The following is a 14,392-nucleotide window of genomic DNA, read 5'->3' as shown; positions in this document are numbered from 1 at the left end:
CCGGGGCGGCGGACCAGACCGTCCCGATGGGCGAATTCCCATCAAATCCCACAGGAGCCCGGGGGCCCGAATCGGCGACCCGTACGGTTGACACCCGGATCCGCCGGGAGCGGGCCGTCGACGCCGGGGACAGGCCCAGAGCGAACGCGGGCGTGCGACGGCGCCCGCGGGCGCAGGATGCGGGCATGGAGATCACCCGGGTACGCGACGAGTTGCACATGATCACCCTGGAGTTCGGCACCGCCTACCTGTGGCGGGACGACCACGGACTGACCCTGGTCGACACCGGCATCGCCGGGTCGGCGGACGGGATCGAGAAGGGCATCCGCACCATCGGGCTGGATCCGGCCGCACTGCGCCGGATCGTGCTCACCCACCACCACGAGGACCACACCGGCTCGGCCGCCGAGCTGGCCCGCCGCTGGAGCGCCGAGGTGGTGGCGCACCGGCTGGAGGCGCCGGTCGTCCGGCGCGAGCAGCCGGCGGCGCCGCCCGTGCTGAACGCCTTCGAGCAGCAGCTGTGGGACGGCCTGCCGCCGATCCCGCCCGCCGAGCCCTGCCCGGTGCACCGCGAGGTCGAGGACGGGGACGTGCTGGACATCGGCGGCGGCGCGGCGGTCGTGCACGTGCCCGGGCACACCGACGGCAGCATCGCGCTGCACCTGCCCGGGCCCGGGGTGCTGTTCACCGGGGACACCGTGTCCAACGTCCAGGGCCAGACCCGGCCCGGGGTGTTCAACACCGACCCGGCGCAGGCCCTCGCCTCCTTCCACCGGCTGGCCGCCCTGCCGGTGGAGACGGTGGTCTTCGGGCACGGCGACCCGATCGCCGTCGGCGGCTCAGCGGCCCTGCGTGCCGCCGCCGAGCAGCACCCCCAGGTCTAGGTCCTTCCCCTCCCCCGGGCCGAGCCGGGCGGCCTCCCGCTGCCAGTGCGCGAGGTCGCGCCGCAGGTCGGCCCGGGCCTCCGGGGCGGCGCCCGGCTCCAGCGTCAGCGCCTCCAGCAGTTCGACGGCGGCGCCCCGGCTGCCGTCCCGGGCCAGCCAGAGGGCCAGGTCGTGGCAGGTGCGCAGGGTGCGGTGGTCGGCCCGGCCGCAGATCCGGGCGAAGTCGGGGACCAGCATCAGCAGCATCTCCACGGCCTCCGCCGCCCTGCCGTCGGCGCCGCGCTGCCAGGCCTGGTCGGCGCGGCGGCGCAGCTGCTCCGGGCTGGGGTCGTCCGGCCGCAGCATCCCGGGCCGGATCCGGCGCAGCCGCTCCAGCACCTCGGCGGCGTCGGCCGGTCGGTCGGCGGGCCGCTTGGCGAGCAGTTGGGCGACCAGCTCGGCCAGCGCCGGGTCGTGGCTGCGGATCCTCGGCGGGGTCACCGCCATGTGCTTGTGCATGTACTCGTACGGCGAGTCGGCGTGGAACGGCCGTCGGCCGGTACTGACCTCGTACAGCATCACGCCGAACGCGTAGAGGTCGACCCGGCCGTCCACGGTGCCGCCGGACCAGCACTCGGGCGCCAGGTACGGGACGGTGCCGACCACGCTGCCGGTGGAGGTGAGCCCGGTGGACTGGGTGAGCAGCCGGGCGATGCCGAAGTCCAGCACCTTCGCCCGGTCCCCGCCGTCCGCGATCATGACGTTCTCGGGCTTGATGTCCCGGTGGATGACGCCGCTGCGGTGCGCCGCGTCGAGCGCCTCGCACACCTGCCCCATCCAGGCCAGCGCGCGCCCGTGGTCGGGCAGACCGTCCTTGAGGATCGCGGACAGCGGCCGGCCGCGGACCACCTCCATCACCAGGTAGTGGATCTCCCCGTCGCCGTCGGCGACCCGGCCGTAGTCGTGCACCGTGACGATGTGCGGGTTGGAGAGGCCGCCGGCCACCTTGGCCTCGCGGACGAAGCGCCCGACGGCCTCCCGGTCGGCGGCGTGCTCGGCCAGCAACAGCTTCACCGCGACCTCCCGCTCCAACCAGTTGTCGGTCGCCCGCCAGACCACGCCGAAGCCGCCCCTGCCCAGCCACTCGTCCAAGCGGAAGCGACCGTCGAGCACCTCGCCCTTGTGCATGCCCTCCCCCAACTCGACCGCGCCCGTACGTCGTTCGCCGTCGGATGGGCCACCATAGCGGCGGGCGGGGACGAACAGGTGAACGGGGAAGGCCCTCAGGGCTTGGGCTTGGGCAGGCCGACCGGGTTGATCTCGGAGGTCTGCACCGCCTCGCCGTCCAGGCCCCAGCGCTTGAGCACCTGCCCGTAGGTGCCGTTCCTGATCACCTCGTTGAGCGCCCCGTTCAGCGCCCGGACCAGGCCGTTGTCCTTGTGGGTGGTCGCCGCGATCTTGCCGAGGACGTCCGCGCCGCCGCCCGAGTAGGTGCCGACCACCTCGGTCTCACCGCTCTGCACGGCGTGGAAGGCGAGGCTGGGGTTCGGCCCGGTGAAGACGTCGATCCGGCCGGAGGAGAGCGCGAGGTAGTACTCGGTGCCGGAGAAGTACTTGATGTCGATCGGCTTGAGGCCGGCCCGGACGTCCTCCTCGCTCCAGGAGAGCAGCAGCTTCTCCTGGTTGGTGCCGGTGGCGACGCCGACCGTGCGGCCGGCCAGGTCCCTGGCGCCGGTGACCTTGAGGCCGCTGCCCTTCTTCGCCTCGAAGCCGAGGACGTCCAGCCGGTAGGTGGCGAAGTCGTACTTCTCCTTGCGTTCCTCGGTGACGGTGATGTTGGACAGGCCGACGTCGTACTTGCCGCTGTCCAGGCCGACGAAGATGTTCTCCCAGGAGACCGGGTTGAACTCGACCTTGAGGCCGAGCACGTTGCCGATCAGCGAGGCGATGTCCGGCTCGACGCCGATGATCGTCTTGTCGTCGTCGGCGTAGAAGTCCAGCGGCGGGGTGGTGCCGATGGAGTCGACGACCTTCAGCGTGCCTCGCTTCCTGATCTCCTCCGGCACCAGCGCCGCGATCGCGTCGACCTTGGCGGTGGTCACCCGGTCCTGCCTGGCCGACAGGTTCACCACGGTGCCGTTCGGCGCGGTGCCGCCCTTGGCCGGGGCGAGGTCCGCCGCGGCGCCCGTGGCCCCGCTGCCGCAGCCGGCCAGGGTGAGGGCGGCGGCGAGCGCGGCGGCGGTCACGGGGGCGCGACGGGGTAGGGACATGGCGGAACTCCTGCTCGGTGAAAGGGGGTTCGGGGGATTTACCGGGTTCACAGCACCTTGGCCAGGAAGGCCCGGGTGCGCTCGTGCCGCGGGCGGTCCAGGACCTCGGCGGGCGGGCCCTGCTCGACCACCGCGCCGCCGTCCATGAAGACGACGGTGTCGGCGACCTCGCGGGCGAAGCCGATCTCATGGGTGACCACGATCATCGTGGTGCCGCTGCGGGCGAGGTCCTTGATGACGTCCAGCACCTCGCCGACCAGCTCCGGGTCGAGCGCCGAGGTGGGCTCGTCGAACAGCAGCACCTTGGGCTCCAGGGCCAGCGCCCGGGCGATGGCGACGCGCTGCTGCTGCCCGCCGGACAGCTGCCGGGGGTACGCGGCGGCCTTGTCGGCCAGCCCGACCCGCTCCAGCAGCGCCAGCGCCGTGGACCTGGCCTCGGCGCGGGGGCGGCCCAGCGCGGCGATCGGCGCCTCGACCAGGTTCTCCAGCACGGTCAGGTGCGGGAAGAGGTTGAAGTTCTGGAACACGAAGCCGATGCCGGTGCGCTGGCGCAGCACCTCGCGCTCCTTGAGCTCGTACAGCCGGTCGCCGGAGCGCCGGTAGCCGATCAGCTCGCCGTCGATCGCGACGTAGCCGCGGTCGAGCTTCTCCAGGTGGTTGATCGCCCGCAGCAGGGTGGACTTGCCGGACCCGGACGGGCCGAGCACCACGGTGACCGAGCCGGCCGGGACGTCCAGGTCGACCCCGCGCAGGACCTCCAGCGGGCCGAAGCTCTTGTGCAGGCCGCGGACCTGCACCATCGGGGCGGTCTGCGGCTCGGTGAGCGTGGTCATGGACGTCCTCCGGAGGTACGGGCGGGCAGGCTCCGCGCGAAGGCCCGCAGGCGCTGCAGCGGGGTGGGCGGCGGGGTGCGCCGGGCACCCCGGGAGAAGTAGCGCTCGACGTAGTACTGGCCGATCGACAGCACGGTGGTCAGCACCACGTACCAGACGGTGGCGACCATCAGCAGCGGCACCACCCGGCCGGTCCGGCCGTAGATGACCTGGGCCTGGTAGAACAGCTCGCCGATCGCCATCACGTAGACCACCGAGGTGCCCTTGAGCAGCGAGACCACCTCGTTGGCCGCGGCCGGCAGGATGCCGCGCATGGCCTGCGGCAGCACGATCCGCCAGCCCTGCCGCCAGCGCGGGAGGCCGAGCGCGGCGGCGGCCTCGCGCTGGCCGGCGTCCACCGCGACGATGCCGCCGCGGATGATCTCGGCGGCGAACGCGGCCTGGTGCAGCCCGAGTCCGAGCACCGCGGCGCCCAGCGCGCCGAGCACGCCGACCGTCTCGAACCCGCCGAAGGTCGGGCCGAACGGGATGCCGAAGCCGAACCGCTTGTAGAGGTAGGAGAGGTTGAACCAGAACACCAGCTGGACGATCAGCGGGATCGAGCGGAACACCCAGACGTAGGCCCAGGCGACGGTCCGGAGGATCGCGCTGCGGGAGAGTCGCATCGCGGCCACCACGGCGCCGAGCGCGAAGCCCAGCACGGTGCCGTAGGCGGTGAGTTCGAGGGTGCGGCCGATCGCCTGGAGGATGGTGTCGGCCGTGAAGTAGAGCCGGAAGGTGGCCCAGTCCCAGGCGGGGTTGGTGGCCAGGCCGTGGGCGAACTGGGCCAGCAGGACGACGGCGGCGATCCCGGTCGCCCAACGCCAGGGGTGCCGGGCGGGGACGGTCCGCAGGCCGTCCAGCTCGCCGGGGTCGAGGCCGGGCCCGGCGGTGGGTCTCGGCGGGGCCGGTACCGCTTCGGTGCTGACGGTCATCGGGGGACTCCTTCAACGGGCCCTGAGGTCACGGGTGTTCGGGCGGGCTGATCTGCGACTGCGGGATGGCCGAGTCGGCGAGCCCCCACTTCTCGAGGATCCGCCGGTACGTCCCGTCCTTGATCAGCTGGTTGACCGCCGCCTGGAAGGCCGGGGTGAGCTTGGAGCCCTTCTTGAAGGCGAAGCCGACGTCCAGCCGGTGGAACTCGTTGAGGAAGCGGGTCCCGGCGGCCTCCTGCGCGGCCTGGTGGCGCAGGCCGTTGATGGTGGACATCTCGATGTCCACCCGGCCCTGCTGGAGGCCGGTCAGCAGCGCGCCGCCCTCGCTGAACGCCTTGACCTCGTACGGCTTCTTCCCGGCGTCGGTGCAGACCCCCTTCTTGCCGTTGAGCGTGGTCTCGAAGGTGGTGCCGGCGCCGGTGCCGATGGTCAGCCCGCAGAGCTGGGTCAGGTCGGTGATCGGCTGGATCGCCGTGTTGTCCTTCTTCACCGCGAAGCCCTGGCCGTCGTCGATGTAGGTGACGAAGTCGATGGTCTTCAGCCGGGCGGTGGTCACCCCGAAGTTGCCGGTGCCGACGTCGAACTTGCCGCTGTCCAGGGCGGGCAGGATGGTCTCGAAGGCGGCCTCCTCGCGCCGCACGGTCAGGCCGAGCACCTTGGCCACCGCGTCGGTGAAGTCGATGTCGACCCCGACCGGCTTCTTCGTGGTCCGGTCGGCGTAGAAGGCGCTGGGCGCTGCGCCGACGGACGAGCCGAACGTCAGCACGCCGGACTCGCGCACCTCCTCGGGCAGCAGCGCGGCGGCCGCCTCCGACCTGCTCAGGCCGGAGACGACGTCCTCGGTGGCGGCGGCCGGCCCGCTCGCCCCCGTCGCGCCCGCGATCTCCGGGTCCGAGCCGCACGCGGCCAGCGCCAGGAGCGGCAGCAGGGCGGTGGCCGCGAGCAGGCGGCGGGAGGCGGTGGTGGTTCTCACGAGGGGCCTTTCAGTGGGTCGGGACCAGGGCGTGCCGGGGCCTGCCGAGGACGGGCAGGTGCTTCTCGAAGGGGAGCGGGCCGATGGCCATCGGGTCGGCGGTGACGTCGAACAACGGGGTGTAGCCGGCCGCCAGGTAGAGGCCTCTGGCCTCGGGCTGGCGCGGGCCGGTGGTGAGGTACAACCGGCGGTACCCGGCGGCGGCCGCCGTCCGCTCCAGCTCGGCCAACACCCGGCGGGCCAGGCCGCGGCGGCGGTGCGCGGAGTGGGTCCACATCCGCTTCAGCTCGGCGGTGTGCTCGTCGTACCGCTTGTACGCACCGCCGGCCACCGGCTCGCCGTCCTCCAGCAGGAGCAGCAGCACGCCGTGCGGCTCGGCGAAGGCCTCGCCCGGGTAGCGGGTCATCTCCTGGTGCGCGTCGGGGCCGTAGCGGCTGACGTACTCGTGGGTGAGTTCGCGCAGCAGCGGCTCGACCAGGGGGTCGTCCAGGGCGACCCGCCGGAACCCGCTGCCGCGCCCGCCGCTCACGCCCGCACCGCGATCAGCCGGTCGCGGTCGAAGGCGGCGATGGCGCGCGGGTCGGTCTCCGAGCCGTCGCCGGTGGCGGCGATGCCGAGGAATTCGACGGGCATGGCGGAACCTTTCGGGGTGAGCGGAGTCCGGTGGACCACGGATGGGCACACCGGTGGCGGCCGCGGCGGGGCGGCCGTCGGGTACGCGGCGGCGAAGGGGCGGGGAGAAGGGAACTGCCGGAGTGCGGTGCGAAGTCGTCGGCGGCAGCGAAGGCCTGACGCGTCGCCGGTCGGCGACGACGACTACCGGCCCGTGACGGGGCGAACCGAGGGAGGGCTCCCCGCCGGGAGATCAGGCCGGACGGGCGGCCCGCTGCCGGGTCAGCCGCGACACGCCGCGGACCACACCCGACCGAAGTCGATGTGGTCGCGGGTGACCAGGGGCTGCTCGGCGTACATGGCCTCAAGTTGAGCAGTCGGCCGAGCGGTACGTCAACCACCCATCATTGCCGCACTGTTGCGATCTCCTGTCGCTTTTCCGACACGCTCCGACCGGCCCCGGCCACGCCTCTTCCACCCTTGACAGCCGTCGATCGCGCATGCGTACGATCGACGCGGAGTGCAGTGCCGTGCGCCGGCCGCGTTGAGGGACGCGGGCCGGCGCCAGAGACCCGTGTACGTGACCACCGCCGTACCCCTCCCCGCCCGCACTCCGCCCAGGAGCCGCCGCCATGGCCACCCCGCAGGACGTCCTGCCCGCCCCCGCCCGCGCCGGGAGCCCCGCCCCGCCACCGGTCCCCGGGCCCGGGGGCCGGATCGTCGCCCGCCGCAAGCCCGGCCAGTGGGCCGCCGCCGCGGTCGCGCTGCTGCTGGCCGCGATGGCGGTCAACTCGGTGATCCGCAACCGGGCCTTCCAGTGGAGCGTGGTCGCCGACTGGTTCACCGCGCGGTCCGTGCTGGGCGGCCTCGCCCTGACCCTCTGGCTGACCGCCGTCACCCTCGCCCTCGGCTTCGCTTTCGGCACCGTCCTCGCCACCATGCGGATGTCCGCCAACCCGGTACTGCGCACCCTCAGTTGGAGCTACATCTGGATCTTCCGGTCCACCCCGCCGCTGGTGCAGCTGCTGTTCTTCTTCAACATCGGCGCGCTCTACCCGACCCTCGGCCTCGGCATCCCCTTCGGCCCCGAGTTCGTCACCGTGAAGACCGTCAACCTGATCGGCCCCACCCTGACCGCCGTCATCGGCCTCACCCTGCTGGAGACCGCGTACGCCGCCGAGGTGATCCGCGGCGGCATCCTCTCCGTCGACCGCGGCCAGCTGGAGGCGGCAGCCGCGCTCGGGCTGGGCCGCTGGCGGGTGCTGCGCCGGATCGTGGTGCCGCAGGCGATGCGCTCGATCGTGCCGACCGCCGGGAACATGCTGATCAGCGCGCTCAAGGGCACCAGCATCGTCAGCGTGCTGGCCGTCTCCGACCTGCTCTACTCGGTGCAGCTGGTCTACCTGCAGTCCTACCAGGTCATCCCGATGCTGATGGTCGCCACCATCTGGTACCTGGTGGTCACCACCCTGCTGTCCATCGGGCAGTACTACGTCGAGCGGCACTTCGCCAGGGGAGCCACCCGGGACGGCCTGCCGCCCACCCCGCTCCAGCGCGCCCGCGCGGCCCTCGCCAAGGTGGTGCGGGCATGACTGCGCTCGTGATCGTCGGCGCCGGACCGCGCGGCACCGGGCTGCTGGAGCGGATTGCCGCCAACGCCACCGAGCTCCTGCCCGCCGAGCGGCCGTTGGACATCCACCTGGTCGACCCGTACCCGCCCGGCGCGGGCCGGATCTGGCGCCACGACCAGTCCCCGCTGCTGCGCATGAACTCGATGGCCGAAGACGTCACCATGTTCACCGACGACCGCGCCACCATCGACGGCCCGGTCCGCCCCGGCCCCTCGCTGGCCGAATGGGCGCGGCGGCAGAGCGAGTTCGCGCCCTACCGGGAGGTCTCCGACCCGTCCGTACGGGCCGAGCTGCGCAGCCTCGCGCCCACCGACTTCCCCACCCGGCGCGCCCAGAGCGCCTACCTGGACTGGGTGTTCCGCCGCGTCGTCGCCGACCTGCCGCCGCACATCACCGTCACCGTCCACCGGGACACCGTCCACCGGATCGACGGCCCGGCCGAGGGCCCGCAGACCGTCCACCTCACCGACCGGACGCTCACCGCCGACCACGTCGCCCTCACCCTCGGCCACCTCGACTCCGCCCCGCACCCACGCCACGCCGCCGACGCCGAGTTCGCCGCCCGGCACCGCCGCTTCCACCTCCCGCCCGCCTACTCCGCCGATGCCGAGGCCGAGTTGGCCGGGATCGCCCCCGGTGAGCAGGTGGTGGTGCGCGGCCTCGGCCTCGCCTCGGTCGACCTGGTCGCGCTGCTCACCGAGGGCCGCGGCGGCCGCTTCGAACCCGACGGCGACGGACCCGGGCTGCGCTACCGCCCGTCCGGCCGCGAACCGGTGCTCCACCTCGGCTCCCGGCGCGGCGTCCCGTACCACGCCAAGACCGAGTACCGGCTCCAGGGCCCGCCCGCCCCGCTCCCCCGGTACTTCGACGCGGCCGCCACAGATGCCCTGCTCGCCACCGACCGGCCGCTCGAACTGCGGCGCGATGTCTGGCCGTTGATGGCCAAGGAGGTCGGTTTCGGGCACTACCACGAGCTGTTCCACGCCCACCCCGAGCGCACCGCCCTGCCCTGGCCCGAGTTCCTCGCCCGGTACGACCGGCACGCCTGGTACTCCCCCGAACTCGCCGCCCTCGTCACCGAGGCCGTCCCCGACCCGGACGACCGGATCGACTTCGAACGGCTCGACCACCCGCTGGCCGGGCTCGAACTCGGCTCCGCCGAGGAGCTCCAGACCCACCTGCGCGACTACGTCACCGCCGACGCCGACCGGCGCCGCGACCCCGCGCACAGCGCCGACCTCGGCGCCTTCCTCGCCCTGCTCTCGCTGTTCGGCCAGCTCCCCCGGGTGCTCGCCGCCGGCCGGCTCACCGCCCGTTCGGTCGCCGAGGAGGTGGACGAGTGGTTCTTCGGCTACTTCAGCTTCCTCGCCTCCGGCCCGCCCGGCTTCCGGCTGCGCCAGCTGCTCGCCCTCTCCGAGGCCGGGGTGGTGCGCTTCCTCGGCGCCGGCGTGCGGGTCGAACGGGACGAGGCCACCGGCACCTGGCGGGCCTCCGGCACCACCGTGCCCGGCCACACCGTCGCCGCCACCGCGCTGGTCGAGGGGTACCTGCCCAAGCACGCGCTGGCCCGCACCCTCGACCCGGTGCTGCGCCGACTGCACCGTGCCGGTCGGGTGGTGGAGGAGGTGGTCAGCGACGAGGAGTACACCCACCGCTCCGGCCTGGTCACCATCGCCCCCGCCGACAGCCGGCTGCTCGACCCCGCCCTGGGCGGCGCCCCGCACCCCCGCCGCACCGCGCTCGGCCCGCACACCAGCCTGCGCTCGGCGGCCGCCTTCGCCCGCCCGCGCACCAACGCCCCGGCCTTCCGGCAGAACGACGCCGCCGCCCGGGCGCTGCTGCGCGCGCTGGCCGCCCTGCCTGCGCCGGCGCTGGCCGCATGACGGCCGCGCTCAGGGCCCGAACATCTCCTCCACCAGGTCCTCGTCCGAGACGTGGTCCGGAGCCTCGAACACCAGGTCGACGAGGCCCTTCAGGCCCATCCCCCGGTCGAACGCGTCGATGCAGGCCCGGGCCTCCTGGTCGGTGGCGAAGTCCCACACCCGCAGCCGCCGGACCAGCACCAGCGCCTCGATCGGGCTCATCCTCGGCGCCCGGCGGCGCTGCGAGCCGAGCCCCCTGCGGCCGGCCTGGGCCAACTGCTGCTGGTAGCGGGCCAGGTCCTGCCAGACCTGGACGGTGCTCGGGTGGTGCTCGCCCAGGATGCGGGCGAGGTCGGGCAGCAGGGCGTGCAGCTGGACCACGGCGCTCTGCAGGTCACCCCGGTTGGCCTGGTGGACGGCGAGGTCGTGCCGGGCCTTCAGCACCCGGCTGTCCTGCGGGCCCCAGGCCGCGGTCAGGTCCGGCAGCAGCTCGTGCAGCAGCCGGATCGCGGTGACGGCCGAGCCGCTCTCGCCGATGCACCACGCCAGGTGGTAGCGGGCGCCCAGGGTGTCCGGGTCGGCGGGGCCGAGCGCCGAGCCCATGTCCTCCACGACGGTGGACAGCAGCCGGATCGCGCCGTCCAGGTCCCCGGCCCGGCTGAGGTACCAGGTGAAGTCCCGCCAGGTGCCCAGCGTGTCCCGGTCGGTCGCGCCGAGCGCGGTGACGCACTCCTGGGCGATCGCCTGCAGCTGGATCGCCGACTCGCCCGCCGTCGCCGCCCGGTAGGCGGCCGAGCGGCGCTCGCGCAGCCCGGCCCGTACGGCCTCCGCGGTCGGCGGGGCGGCGACCACCGGCGGGGTGGTGAGCGGGGACAGCACCGCCGGCACGGACGGCGGCGTGGGCGGGGGCGTGGGCGGAGCTGCCGGCGGTACGGACGGAGCTGCTGGCGGCGCGGTCGGCGCGGGCGGCACCACCGGGCCCACCGGAACCGGCGTCGGCGCGGGCGCCGGATCCGGAGTAGACCGCTCCACCACCGTCGGCACCGCCGCGACGACCCCCGCGCCGCCGCCCTGCCACCCCGCCGACTCCGCCAACCGCCGCTCGACCGTACGGGCGTCGGCCGGCCGGTCCGCCGGGTCCTTCGCCAGCAGCTCCGCGACCAGCCCGGCCACCTGCGGCGGCAGCCCGAACTGCGCCGGGTCCAGCGGCGCCGGCGCCTCGTTGAGGTGCTGGTACATCAGCACCGGCGTCGAGTCCCCGCCGAACGGCCGCGCCCCGGTGAAGAGTTCGACCAGCACGCAGCCGAGCGCGTAGAGGTCGGCCCGCCCGTCCACCCGGCCGCCGGTCCACCGCTCGGGCGCCATGTACGCCGGGCTGCCGACGATCGTCCCGGTGGTGGTCAGCCCGCCCGCCCCCGTGTCCAGCTGGGCGATCCCGAAGTCCAGCACCTTCAGGTGCCCGGCGTCGGTGATCATGATGTTGTCCGGCTTGATGTCCCGGTGCACCATGCCGGCGTCGTGTGCCGCCGCCAGCGCACCGCTGATCTGCTGCCCCCAGCGCAGGCTGAGCGCCGGCTCGGGCACCCCCGCCCGCAGCACCTCGGTCAGGGTGCGGCCGGTGAGCAGCTCCATCACCAGGAAGGTGACCTCCTGGCCGCCGAGCTCGCACTGCCCGAGGTCGTGCACCGTGACGATGTGGGGGTGCGAGAGGTTGCCGGCCGCGCAGGCCTCCCGGACGAACCGCAGTGCGGCCTTCGCCTGGTTGTCGCCGTGGTGCCCGATGACCTTGACCGCCACCGGCCGCCGCATCCGGCTGTCCTGGGCCCGCCACACCACCCCGAAACCGCCCTGCCCGAGCTTCTCCGTCAGCTCGTACCGGCCGTCGAGTACGTCACCGACTCGCACGCGCCCCTCCCCTCCCGTGATGACGCCCAGACTCTACCGACGGCCCTCCCCTTGCTACGGCGCAGGTGGAAGGATGGGCCGCGAGCCCCCGCGACGGTGCGGCGGTTCGTCCCAGCAGAACCCGAGGAGCCCAGTCATGGCCAAGCAGGCCCCGCAGAGCGACCCGGTGCAGGACGCCCCCGAGGTGTCCGCGCCCCAGCACGCGGCCGCCGGCCTGCCCGCCGTCGGCCACAGCCTGCGGATGGCCGCCGAGCAGATGGGTGCCCGCCGCACCCTCGCCACCCTGCTCAAGGTCAACCAGCCGGACGGCTTCGACTGCCCCGGCTGCGCCTGGCCCGAGCCGAACAAGACGCACACCGCCGAGTTCTGCGAGAACGGCGCCAAGGCCGTCGCCGAGGAGGCCACCGAGCGCCGGATCCGGGCCGAGTTCTTCGCCGCCCACCCGGTCGCCGAACTCGCCGAGCGTTCCGGCTACTGGCTCGGCCAGCAGGGCCGGCTCACCCAGCCGATGCTGCTCGACGAGGGCGCCACCCACTACACCCCGGTCTCCTGGGACGACGCCTTCGCGCTGATCGCCGAGGAGCTGCGCGCCCTGGACACCCCGGACGGCGCCGCCTTCTACACCTCCGGCCGCACCAGCAACGAGGCCGCCTTCGCGTACCAGCTGTTCGCCCGCCGCCTGGGCACCAACAACCTGCCGGACTGCTCCAACATGTGCCACGAGTCGTCCGGTTCCGCGCTCACCGAGACGCTCGGCGTCGGCAAGGGCAGCGTCAGCCTCAAGGACCTCTACCAGGCCGACCTGATCATCGTGGCCGGCCAGAACCCGGGCACCAACCACCCCCGGATGCTCTCCGCCCTGGAGCGCGCCAAGCGGGCCGGCGCCACCATCGTCAGCGTGAACCCGCTGCCGGAGGCGGGCCTGGAGCGGTTCAAGAACCCGCAGCACGCGCGCGGCCTGGTCGGCCACGGCACCAAGCTGACCGACCTCTTCCTGCAGATCCGCCTCGGCGGGGACCTCGCCCTGTTCCGCGCGCTCAACCGGATCATCCTGGAGCAGGACGGCGTCGACCGCGCCTTCGTCGCCGAACACTGCCACGGTTACGAGGAGTTCGAGGCGCAGGCGTTCAAGACCGAACGGGCGGACGTCCTCGCCGCGACCGGCCTGCCCTGGGAGCAGATCGAGGAGCTCGGCCGGCTGGTGCTGGCCTCGAAGAAGGTCATCGTCTGCTGGGCGATGGGCCTCACCCAGCACAAGCACGCCGTGCCGACCATCCGCGAGGTGGTCAACTTCCTGCTGCTGCGCGGCAACGTCGGCCGCCCCGGCGCCGGGGTCTGCCCGGTGCGCGGGCACAGCAACGTCCAGGGCGACCGGACGATGGGCATCTTCGAGCGGCCGTCGACGGCCTTCCTCGACTCCCTGGGCAAGGAGTTCGGCTTCGAGCCGCCGCGTGAGCACGGCTACGACTCGGTGGACACCATCCGGGCGATGCGCGACGGCAAGGTCAAGGTGTTCTTCGCGATGGGCGGCAACTTCGTCGCGGCCACCCCGGACACCGAGGTCACCGAGGCCGCGATGCGGCGCTGCCGGCTGACCGTCCACGTCTCCACCAAGCTCAACCGATCGCACGTGGTCACCGGCGCCCGCGCCCTGATCCTGCCCACCCTCGGCCGCACCGACCGGGACGTCACCGCGCACGGCGCCCAGTTCGTCAGCGTCGAGGACTCGATGGGCCAGGTCCACGCCTCCCGCGGCGGCCTGCGCCCGCCGGCCCCCGGCCTGCTCTCCGAGACCGCGATCATCTGCCGCCTCGCCCGGACCGTCCTCGGGCCGCAGGACACCGTGCCGTGGGAGGACTTCGGGTCCGACTACGACAGCCTGCGCGCCCGGATCGCCCGGGTCGTGCCCGGCTTCGAGGACTACAACGACAAGGTCCGCCGCCCCGGCGGCTTCACCCTCCCGCACGGCCCGCGCGACTCCCGCACCTTCCCCACCGCGACCGGCAAGGCCAATTTCACGGTCAACCCGCTGTTCGCCCCCGAGGTCCCGGCGGGCCGCCTGCTGCTGCAGACCCTGCGCTCGCACGACCAGTACAACACCACGATCTACGGCCTCGACGACCGCTACCGCGGCATCAAGGGCGGCCGCCGCGTGGTGCTGGTGAACCCCGCCGACGCCGCCGAACTCGGCCTCGTCGAGGGCCGGTACGTCGACCTGGTCAGCGAGTGGACCGACGGCACCGAGCGCCGCGCCCCCCACTTCCGCGTGGTCCACTACCCGGTGGCCCGGGCCGGCGCCGCCGCGTACTACCCCGAGACCAACGTCCTGGTTCCGCTGGACTCCACCGCCGACATCAGCAACACCCCCACCTCCAAGGCCGTCGTCATCCGCTTCGAGCCCGACTCGGGCGCGGCCGAGTAGCGGCAACGCGGAGGCCGCCCCACGTCACCGGACGTGGGGCGGCCTCC

Annotated in this window: 11 protein-coding genes; 4 read left to right on the top strand and 7 right to left on the bottom strand. The window is 73.5% G+C overall.

The window, feature by feature from the left end:
* Positions 1-185: 185 nt before the first annotated feature.
* A complete protein-coding gene (locus tag ACFQ87_RS16890; RefSeq protein WP_380611534.1) occupies positions 186-884 on the top strand; it encodes an MBL fold metallo-hydrolase in 699 nt (232 codons plus the stop codon).
* Here ACFQ87_RS16890 and ACFQ87_RS16885 read toward each other — a convergent pair.
* The 6 genes from ACFQ87_RS16885 to ACFQ87_RS16860 all read right to left on the bottom strand — a co-directional run bounded on the left by ACFQ87_RS16885 (position 840) and on the right by ACFQ87_RS16860 (position 6,442).
* A complete protein-coding gene (locus tag ACFQ87_RS16885; RefSeq protein ID WP_380611533.1) occupies positions 840-2,051 on the bottom strand; it encodes a protein kinase in 1,212 nt (403 codons plus the stop codon). The two genes, ACFQ87_RS16890 and ACFQ87_RS16885, sit on opposite strands and share 45 nt — an antisense overlap.
* Before the next feature lie 95 nt (positions 2,052-2,146).
* Entirely contained in the window at positions 2,147-3,133 is a 987-nt protein-coding gene (locus tag ACFQ87_RS16880; RefSeq protein WP_380611532.1) for an ABC transporter substrate-binding protein, read from the bottom strand.
* Positions 3,134-3,180: 47 nt separating this feature from the next.
* Positions 3,181-3,966, bottom strand: a complete 786-nt coding sequence (locus ACFQ87_RS16875) for an amino acid ABC transporter ATP-binding protein (protein WP_380611531.1) — start codon at positions 3,964-3,966, stop codon at positions 3,181-3,183.
* Positions 3,963-4,940, bottom strand: coding sequence for an amino acid ABC transporter permease (locus ACFQ87_RS16870; protein WP_380611530.1), 978 nt, complete (start codon positions 4,938-4,940; stop codon positions 3,963-3,965). Before ACFQ87_RS16870 ends, ACFQ87_RS16875 begins: the two co-directional genes overlap by 4 nt.
* A gap of 28 nt (positions 4,941-4,968) precedes the next feature.
* On the bottom strand, positions 4,969-5,913 hold the full coding sequence (locus tag ACFQ87_RS16865) for an ABC transporter substrate-binding protein (RefSeq protein ID WP_380611529.1): 945 nt from the start codon (positions 5,911-5,913) through the stop codon (positions 4,969-4,971).
* 10 nt (positions 5,914-5,923) lie between these two features.
* Positions 5,924-6,442: a GNAT family N-acetyltransferase gene (locus ACFQ87_RS16860; protein WP_380611528.1), complete on the bottom strand. Its 519-nt coding sequence runs from the start codon at positions 6,440-6,442 to the stop codon at positions 5,924-5,926.
* A 715-nt stretch (positions 6,443-7,157) separates the two neighbouring features.
* Here ACFQ87_RS16860 and ACFQ87_RS16855 point away from each other — a divergent pair.
* Together ACFQ87_RS16855 and ACFQ87_RS16850 are read left to right on the top strand one after the other, a co-directional pair.
* A complete protein-coding gene (locus tag ACFQ87_RS16855; protein ID WP_380611527.1) occupies positions 7,158-8,117 on the top strand; it encodes an amino acid ABC transporter permease in 960 nt (319 codons plus the stop codon).
* A complete protein-coding gene (locus ACFQ87_RS16850; protein WP_380611526.1) occupies positions 8,114-10,039 on the top strand; it encodes an FAD/NAD(P)-binding protein in 1,926 nt (641 codons plus the stop codon). The genes ACFQ87_RS16855 and ACFQ87_RS16850 overlap by 4 nt, the downstream gene beginning before the upstream one ends.
* Before the next feature lie 9 nt (positions 10,040-10,048).
* Here ACFQ87_RS16850 and ACFQ87_RS16845 read toward each other — a convergent pair whose 3' ends face one another.
* Complete coding sequence (locus ACFQ87_RS16845) at positions 10,049-11,923, bottom strand: protein kinase (RefSeq protein WP_380611525.1); 1,875 nt, start codon at positions 11,921-11,923, stop codon at positions 10,049-10,051.
* 136 nt (positions 11,924-12,059) lie between these two features.
* Between ACFQ87_RS16845 and ACFQ87_RS16840 the strand changes: the two genes are divergently transcribed.
* Entirely contained in the window at positions 12,060-14,345 is a 2,286-nt protein-coding gene (locus tag ACFQ87_RS16840; protein WP_380611524.1) for an FdhF/YdeP family oxidoreductase, read from the top strand.
* Positions 14,346-14,392: the final 47 nt, after the last annotated feature.

Source organism: Kitasatospora sp. NPDC056531, from assembly GCF_042794375.1.
Classification (GTDB): domain Bacteria; phylum Actinomycetota; class Actinomycetes; order Streptomycetales; family Streptomycetaceae; genus Kitasatospora.
Note: the sequence above shows the minus strand (reverse complement) of the source record. Positions and strands in the feature narration are given on the sequence as shown.

Bases quoted from the DNA above. Each gene is read 5' to 3' on its own strand.
- ACFQ87_RS16890 (WP_380611534.1), top strand. From the start codon at position 186: ATGGAGATCACCCGGGTACGCGACGAGTTGCACATGATCACCCTGGAG.
- ACFQ87_RS16885 (WP_380611533.1), bottom strand. From the start codon at position 2,051: ATGCACAAGGGCGAGGTGCTCGACGGTCGCTTCCGCTTGGACGAGTGG.
- ACFQ87_RS16880 (WP_380611532.1), bottom strand. From the start codon at position 3,133: ATGTCCCTACCCCGTCGCGCCCCCGTGACCGCCGCCGCGCTCGCCGCC.
- ACFQ87_RS16875 (WP_380611531.1), bottom strand. From the start codon at position 3,966: ATGACCACGCTCACCGAGCCGCAGACCGCCCCGATGGTGCAGGTCCGC.
- ACFQ87_RS16870 (WP_380611530.1), bottom strand. From the start codon at position 4,940: ATGACCGTCAGCACCGAAGCGGTACCGGCCCCGCCGAGACCCACCGCC.
- ACFQ87_RS16855 (WP_380611527.1), top strand. From the start codon at position 7,158: ATGGCCACCCCGCAGGACGTCCTGCCCGCCCCCGCCCGCGCCGGGAGC.
- ACFQ87_RS16850 (WP_380611526.1), top strand. From the start codon at position 8,114: ATGACTGCGCTCGTGATCGTCGGCGCCGGACCGCGCGGCACCGGGCTG.
- ACFQ87_RS16840 (WP_380611524.1), top strand. From the start codon at position 12,060: ATGGCCAAGCAGGCCCCGCAGAGCGACCCGGTGCAGGACGCCCCCGAG.